Below are 7,124 nucleotides of genomic sequence, written 5' to 3'. Positions count from 1 at the left end.
GCCTTCCTCGCGCTTCAGCTCGTCGAGCAGCTGCAGGATCTGCGCCTGTACGGTGACGTCGAGCGCCGTGGTTGGCTCGTCGGCGATCAGCAGTTTCGGCCGGTTGGCCAGGGCCATCGCGATCATCACGCGCTGACGCTGGCCGCCCGACAGCTGGTGCGGATAGGCCTTCAGCCGCTTGGCCGCGTCGCGGATGCCCACCTGGTCGAGCAGTTCCAGCGTGCGCGTGGGGATGTCGGTTTCCCGGAAGCCGTGCAGCCTCAGCGTCTCGCCGATCTGCCGTTCTACCGTGTGCAGCGGATTGAGCGAGGTCATCGGCTCCTGGAAGATCATCGCGATCCGGTTGCCGCGCACCTTGCGCAATTCCGCTTCCTTCGCCGAAAGCAGGTCCTTGCCGTCGAACAGGATCTCACCCGAGGGGTGGCTCGCCGCCGGATATTGCAGCAGCTTCAGCACCGACAGCGCCGAGACCGATTTTCCGGATCCGGATTCGCCGACCAGTGCCACCGTCTCGCCGTCGGCGATGTCGAAGGAGATGCGGTCGACCGCGGTCGAAGTCTCGCCGCCCTGCGTGAAGGCGACGGAGAGATCGCGGACGGAAAGGAGAGGGGCGTCGGTCATCCGCAAATCCGTCATCCGAACGTCTTCCTCGGGTCGAAGGCGTCGCGCGTCGCCTCGCCGATGAAGATCAGCAGCGACAGCATCAGCGAGATGACGATGAAGCCGGAAAAGCCGAGCCACGGCGCCTGCAGATTGTTCTTGCCCTGCAGGATCAGTTCGCCGAGCGACGCGGAGCCGGGCGGCAGGCCGAAGCCGAGGAAGTCGAGCGAGGTCAGCGTGGTGATCGAGCCGTTCAGGATGAAGGGCAGGAAGGTCAGCGTCGCCACCATCGCGTTCGGCAGCAGGTGGCGGAACATGATGGTGCGGTTCGGCACGCCGAGCGCGCGCGCCGCGTTGACATATTCGAAATTGCGCGCGCGCAGGAACTCCGCCCGCACGATGCCGACGAACGAGACCCAGGAGAACAAGAGCATGATGCCGAGCAGGATCCAGAAGCCCGGCGGCAGAATCGCCGCGATGATCAGCAGCAGGTAGAGCACCGGCATCGACGACCAGATCTCGATGATGCGCTGGCCGATCAGGTCGGTCCAGCCGCCGAAGAAGCCCTGGATCGCGCCGAAGGTGACGCCGATCACCGCCGAGAAGGCGGTCAGGATCAGGCCGAACAGCACCGAGATGCGGAACCCGTAGATCAGCCGGGCAAGCACGTCGCGCGCCTGGTCGTCGGTGCCGAGCCAGTTCCAGTTCCCGGGCGTGCAGGCAGGATCGTCCGCACCCATCATATAGCGTTGACAGCGCTCATCCTCGGTGTACATCCAGGAAGGCTTTGCCGGCGCGGCCTCCGGGATCTCGTTGTTGACCGTTCGATAGGAATAGCGGATCGGTGGCCAGACCATCCAGCCATTCGCCGCGATCTCCTCCGATATGACGGGATCGCGATAGTCGGTTACGGCGAGAAAACCGCCGAATTTCTCTTCGGGGTAGTCGACCAGAACCGGGAAAAGCACCTCGCCTTTGTAATAAGCGAGAACCGGTTTGTCGTTGGCGATGAACTCGGCGAACAGCGACAGCACGAACAGGACCAGGAATATCCACAGAGACCAGTAGCCGCGCCGATTGGCGCAGAAATTCTGCCAACGGCGCTTGTTGATCGGCGAGAGCCATGGCCGCGATCTCGGTCGGCGTGCGGCCGCAACTTCGCTTTGCACCTGTACGTCCGACATCACACATCCCTCCGCTCGAAGTCGATGCGTGGATCGATCAGGGTGTAGGTCACGTCGGAGATGAGGCTGATGACCAGGCCCAGAAGAGAGAAGATATAGAGATTGGCGAAGACGACCGGATAATCGCGATCAATGACGGAGCGGAATCCGAGAAGGCCCAGCCCATCGAGCGAGAAGATGCTCTCGATCAACAGCGATCCGGTGAAGAAGGCCGAGATGAAGGCACCGGGAAAGCCGGCGATAATGATGAGCATGGCGTTGCGGAACACGTGGCCATAGAGCACCTGACGTTCCGAGAGGCCCTTGGAACGCGCGGTGATGACATACTGTTTGCGGATTTCATCCAGGAAGGAGTTCTTGGTCAGCAATGTTGTCGTAGCGAAAGCCGAGAGTACCATGGCCGTCAGCGGCAGGGCGAGGTGCCAGAAATAGTCGAGGATACGCGCGGGCCATGAGAGGCTTTCCCAATTGTCGGATGTGAGGCCACGCAGCGGAAACCAGTCGAAAAAGGAGCCGCCGGCGAAAAGAACCATCAACAGAATGGCGAAGAGAAAACCGGGAATGGCATAGGCGATGATCACCACGCCACTGGTCCATACATCGAAGGGCGAGCCATCCTTCACGGCCTTGCGTATGCCGAGAGGAATGGAAATGCCGTAGGAGATCAGCGTGATCCAGAGCCCAAGCGAGATCGACACGGGCATTTTTTCCAGAATCAGATCGATCACCGAAATGTCGCGGAAATAGCTTTCGCCGAAGTCGAAGCGTGCATAGTTCCAGATCATCAGACCGAAGCGTTCGAGCGGCGGCTTGTCGAAGCCGAACTGCTTTTCAAGCGACGCGATGAATTCGGGATCGAGGCCCTGCGCGCCGCGGTATTTCGAGGTCACGCCGCCGCCTTCGACGGAGCTGCCATCAAAGCCTTGATTGCCGAAATCGCCTCCGCCTCCGGAAATGCGTGCATCGGCACCTCCGGCCTGGCCGGTAATCTGGGCGATAACCTGCTCCACCGGGCCGCCCGGTGCAAACTGCACAACGATGAAGGAGATCGCCATAATTCCCAGCAATGTGGGGATCATGAGAAGCAGTCGACGGAGGATATAGGCGCCCATCAGACTGCTGCTTTCTTTGCGTTCGGGTATCCTGGTAGTTTTGCCACGCCGTCCTTAAGCCTTGCCAATCGCTTTCGCCTTTTCTTCATCGAACCACCAAAGCGATTCCACCGGGAAGAAATAATCCGGCTTGTTGTCGCTATAGCCGAACATGTCCCAGTGGGCCACGCGGTGATTCGTCAGATGCCAATTTGGAATCCAGTCGCGCCGTGCGCGCAAGACCCTGTCCAGCACCTTGAGCGTTACGGTCAGCTCATCGCGGCTTGCCGCCTTGCCGGCGATATCGATCAGTGCGTCGACCACCGGGTCGGCCGTGCCAGCGAAGTTGTAGGAGCCCTCGACACCTGCCGTGCGCGAATGGAAGATTTGCTCGAGTCCATCCGCGTCCGGTGTGGCTGTCAGACCGATGGCCATGGAGATCATGTCGAAATCGAAGGCCGCCTGCCGGCTTTGATACTGTGACGCGTCCACCAGCCGCGTCGAGGCATCGATGCCGATTGCCCGCAAGTTCTCTCCAAAGCTCGCGTCCTGGCGTAGAAAGATTTCGTCCCGCACCAGATATTCGAGCGTGAACCGGGTGCCTTCTTCGTTGTGAAGAACACCGCCACGCGGGCTCCAGCCGGCGTCCATCAGCAATTGACGCGCACGCCTCAGATTCTTTCGATCGCGTCCAGAGCCGTCGGAAAGCGGCTGTGTAACGGCTTCACCGAAGGCCGCCTCCGGTGCCTCGCCGCGAAACCGGTCGAGAAGCGCCCGTTCTTCGGCAGAAGGATCCCCCTCGGCTACGAAAGGCGATCGCTCGAAGAAGGAGTGTGAGCGTGTGTATGTGTCGTAAAAGAGATTGCGGTTGGTCCATTCGAAGTCGAAGCACAGGCTGATGGCCTCGCGGACCCGTACATCCTTGAATTGTTCACGACGCTGGTTCAGCACAAGGCCATAGAGTTGCGGACGTTTTTCGCCGGGAATCTCCGTCTGCAAGACGCGCCCCTCGCGAACGGCCGGGAAGTTATAGCCCGTGGCCCACACGCGGGAGGTGAACTCCTCGCGCCAGAAGGTGTCACCTTTCTTGAAAGCCTCGAATCCGGCATTGCGATCGCGATAGAAATCTATGCGGATCGTGTCGAAATGATTGAAGCCCTTGGCCGGGCCAAGATCGCGCGCCCAGTAGTCTTCCACCCGGTCGTATTCGACATAGCGACCGGCAGAGAACCGTCCCACCTTGTAGGGACCGGAGCCGAGCAGTGGGACAAGGCCGGAGCTGTCGAAGCCGTTCTCTTCGACAAACGCCTTGGAAAAGATCGGATAGCCGGCAATTGTGAGAATGTTGCGCCGTGCCTGCCGGCCGGAAAACCGAAGATGGATCGTATCAGGTTCCCCTACTTCGGCTTCCGTCAGTTCGGTCAGCGGCAGGCGAAGCTGCGGATGCCCCTTCTCTTTCAACATGGTGTAGGTAAAGGCCACGTCCTCGGCGGTCACCGGCGTTCCGTCATGAAAACGCGCCTCCGGCCGCAGTTTGAAGGTGAACCCGTTGCGGTCCTGCGAAAGCGTTACGCTCTCGGCCAAAAGCCCGTAGATCGCATCCGGCTCGTCATAGGCGCGCACCATGAGTGAATCGAAACATATCTCCATGCGCGGCGGTGCGTCGCCCGTACGCACGAAGGCGTTCAATGTGTTGAAGGTCAGGACGTTCTGGTTGAAGTACCAGTAGCCGGGTTGGAAGTTGAAGGTGCCACCGTTCGGCGCCTCCGGACTGGCATAGTCGAAATGGCTGAAACCCGGCGGGTATTTCAGATCGCCGAAGGCCGATAGCCCGTGGAGCGGTGTGCCGGTCTCAACATTCGCGAACAAATCGCGCGGCAAGAAGGGCGTGGCCAGAGCGGCGCCGGCGATCGTCAGGAAATTCCGACGCGAGGTTCGTCCGGGCAGCAGAGCGCGTCGGTTCAATTCTGGCTCCGGTATTTCGAGGTCAGCGCTTCTTCGCGTTTTGGGTCGACCCACCAGGATTCAAGGTCCACACCGGCATATTCAGGCTGTTTCTCCGGCATGCCGAACTTGTTCCAATAGGCTATGCGGATGTAGGGCGCATGCCATTGCGGTACCCAATAGTAATTCCACAGGAGCACGCGGTCGAGCGCACGGCTGGCCGCGATCAGTTCCTCGCGGGTCTGCGCATAGATGATTTTCTCGACCAGCGCATCGACCACTGGATTCTTGACGCCTGCCAGATTGCGGGAACCGGGAATATCTGCCGCCTTGGATCCCCAATACTCGCGTTGCTCGTTGCCCGGTGAAAGCGAGTTGGCAAAGATGCTCGCGACGGCGTCGAAATCGAAGTTGCGGATGCGATTCACATACTGGGAGGAATCGATGATACGCAACGACACATCGATGCCGATCTTGCGCAGTGCTGCCATGTAGGGGCCGGTCGTGATCTCGTCGGTAGGGCTGTTGCCGAGAAATTCGATGCTGAACTGCTGGCCGGTGCCATCGTTCGTCATCTTGCCGCCCTTGATGCTCCATCCCGCCTCGGAGAAGAGTTTTATGGCTTCGCGCAGATAGGTCCGTTCCGCCTGCGGATTGTCGTAGACCGGGAGCTTGAACTCGTCCGTGAAAAGTTCCGGCGGCAATTTCTCTTCGAACTCTTCGAGAATTTCCAGCTCGCGGCCCTCCGGCAGTCCCGTGGCGGCAAGCTCGGACCCCTCGAAATAACTGTCAGTACGGGTATAGCTGTCGAAGAAAAGCGTCCGGTTCATATCCTCGAAATTGAAGGCGAGGGTCAGGGCCTCACGGATGCGGCGGTTCTGGAATTTGGGCCGGCGCGTGTTAAGGACGAAGCCCTGCATGGGTTCAGCTCCGCCGGTCGGGAATTCCTTCTTGATGACGTCGCCGTCGTTGAAGGCCGGAAAGGTATACTCCGTGGCCCAGCGGCGCGAGCGATTCTCGACGCGGATGTCCTGTAGTCCGCCTTTGGTGAAGGCGAGCCAGGCTGCGTTCTCGTCCTGGATATAGGTGTATTTGCGCCGATCCACATTGTAGCGTCCGACATTGACCGGCAGATCGGCGGCCCAATAGTCCTCCACCCGTTTCCAGACGATCTCCGAGCCGGGCCTGAAACTTTCGATCTCGTAGGGACCGCTGCCGAGAGGCGGTTCGAGCGTGGGTTGGGTGAAGTTGCGCTTCTTGCCGTTGGCGTCCGTGCCCTCCCACCAGTGCTTCGGCAGAACCGGCAGGTCGCCCATGATGTGGGGGAGTTCCTTGTTGCCCTCCTGGTCGAAGCGGAATTCCACCTCGCGCTCCGAAAGGGCCACTGCCTCGACCACGCTCGAGAAATAGCGGGTGTGTTGCGGGCTGTGCTTCTTGAGCATGTTGAGAGACCAAACCACGTCTTCCGCCGTGATTGGCTTGCCGTCGTGCCAGCGCGCCTTCGGGTTGATGCGATAGGTTGCGGACGAATTGTCGTCCGGATGTTTGAAGGCTTCTGCAACGAGCGGATAACTGGTGCTCGGTTCGGTAAGCGATTGCTGCATCAGCGTATCCCAGAGAAATCCGCCGAAATAATTCAGACCGGCGGCCTGGGTGCCGCGTACGATGAAGGGATTGAAACTGTCGAACGTACCGAGCGCGACGGAATTGATCGTGCCGCCCTTGGGTGCGTCGGGGTTCACGTAATCGTATCGCTCGAAAGGCCCCTGTTCGCCTTCAGGCTGGATGAGGGACGAGCTTGTAAGCCATTCGTCTTCGGCGTTTGCGGGGTGACTGGCGAACAGAAGAGCCGCGGCGATGCAAGCCGCCCTTGTCGCTGTCGCACCGATTACCCGCATGGCATGCTCCTCGTCGTTGTTTTTGTTCCCAGCCGAAAGGTAGACCATCACCCGCGCATGGCAAGGGTGTACGGTTTTCGGCGACGATCATTCAACCAACAAAAAAGCCGGTCGAAACCGGCTTTTTCAAGTTCTATGATATTAAATTTTCGTTAGTTGCCGGATGTCGCGCCACCGTTTTCCTCGGCTGGTGTTTCCTCGGCGGGTGCTGCTTCTTCACCATCCTGCTCATCGGCCGGGGTGGTCGTTTCCTCAGCCGGTGCTTCCTCACCCGCGTCGGCAGGCGCTTCTTCACCGCTGGAGGCGGGGGCTTCCTCGCCTTCGGCGGCCGGTGTTTCTTCGTTCTGGGTTGCAGGCGCTTCTTCGCCTTCGGCAGCCGGTGCTTCTTCGCTCTCTGCCGGCGCGGC

The 7,124-nt window shown here is 60.1% G+C and carries 5 protein-coding genes and 1 pseudogene; all 6 read right to left on the bottom strand.

The window, feature by feature from the left end; genetic code table 11:
• On the bottom strand, nt 1–621 hold a 621-nt coding region (locus tag QZ638_RS21380; RefSeq protein WP_295814259.1), incomplete at its 3' end, for an ATP-binding cassette domain-containing protein.
• An 11-nt stretch (nt 622–632) separates the two neighbouring features.
• Nucleotides 633–1,784 carry an ABC transporter permease gene (locus tag QZ638_RS21375; RefSeq protein WP_295814257.1) on the bottom strand — a complete coding sequence of 384 codons (1,152 nt, stop codon included), beginning with the start codon at nt 1,782–1,784 and terminating at the stop codon, nt 633–635.
• Complete coding sequence (locus QZ638_RS21370) at nt 1,784–2,896, bottom strand: microcin C ABC transporter permease YejB (RefSeq protein WP_295814255.1); 1,113 nt, start codon at nt 2,894–2,896, stop codon at nt 1,784–1,786. The genes QZ638_RS21375 and QZ638_RS21370 overlap by 1 nt, the downstream gene beginning before the upstream one ends.
• Nucleotides 2,897–2,950: 54 nt before the next feature.
• On the bottom strand, nt 2,951–4,840 hold the full coding sequence (locus QZ638_RS21365) for an extracellular solute-binding protein (RefSeq protein WP_295814254.1): 1,890 nt from the start codon (nt 4,838–4,840) through the stop codon (nt 2,951–2,953).
• Nucleotides 4,837–6,717, bottom strand: a complete 1,881-nt coding sequence (locus tag QZ638_RS21360; protein WP_295814252.1) for an extracellular solute-binding protein — start codon at nt 6,715–6,717, stop codon at nt 4,837–4,839. Before QZ638_RS21360 ends, QZ638_RS21365 begins: the two co-directional genes overlap by 4 nt.
• Before the next feature lie 152 nt (nt 6,718–6,869).
• A pseudogene (locus QZ638_RS21355) lies at nt 6,870–7,124 on the bottom strand (hypothetical protein); the annotation flags it as partial.

It is taken from the genome of uncultured Nitratireductor sp. (assembly GCF_913053745.1).
Lineage (GTDB): Bacteria > Pseudomonadota > Alphaproteobacteria > Rhizobiales > Rhizobiaceae > Nitratireductor.
Note: the sequence above shows the minus strand (reverse complement) of the source record. Positions and strands in the feature narration are given on the sequence as shown.

Excerpts from the sequence above, each read along its gene's own strand:
- QZ638_RS21360 (WP_295814252.1), bottom strand. The coding sequence starts at position 6,717 with ATGCGGGTAATCGGTGCGACAGCGACAAGGGCGGCTTGCATCGCCGCG.
- QZ638_RS21375 (WP_295814257.1), bottom strand. The coding sequence starts at position 1,784 with ATGTCGGACGTACAGGTGCAAAGCGAAGTTGCGGCCGCACGCCGACCG.
- QZ638_RS21370 (WP_295814255.1), bottom strand. The coding sequence starts at position 2,896 with ATGGGCGCCTATATCCTCCGTCGACTGCTTCTCATGATCCCCACATTG.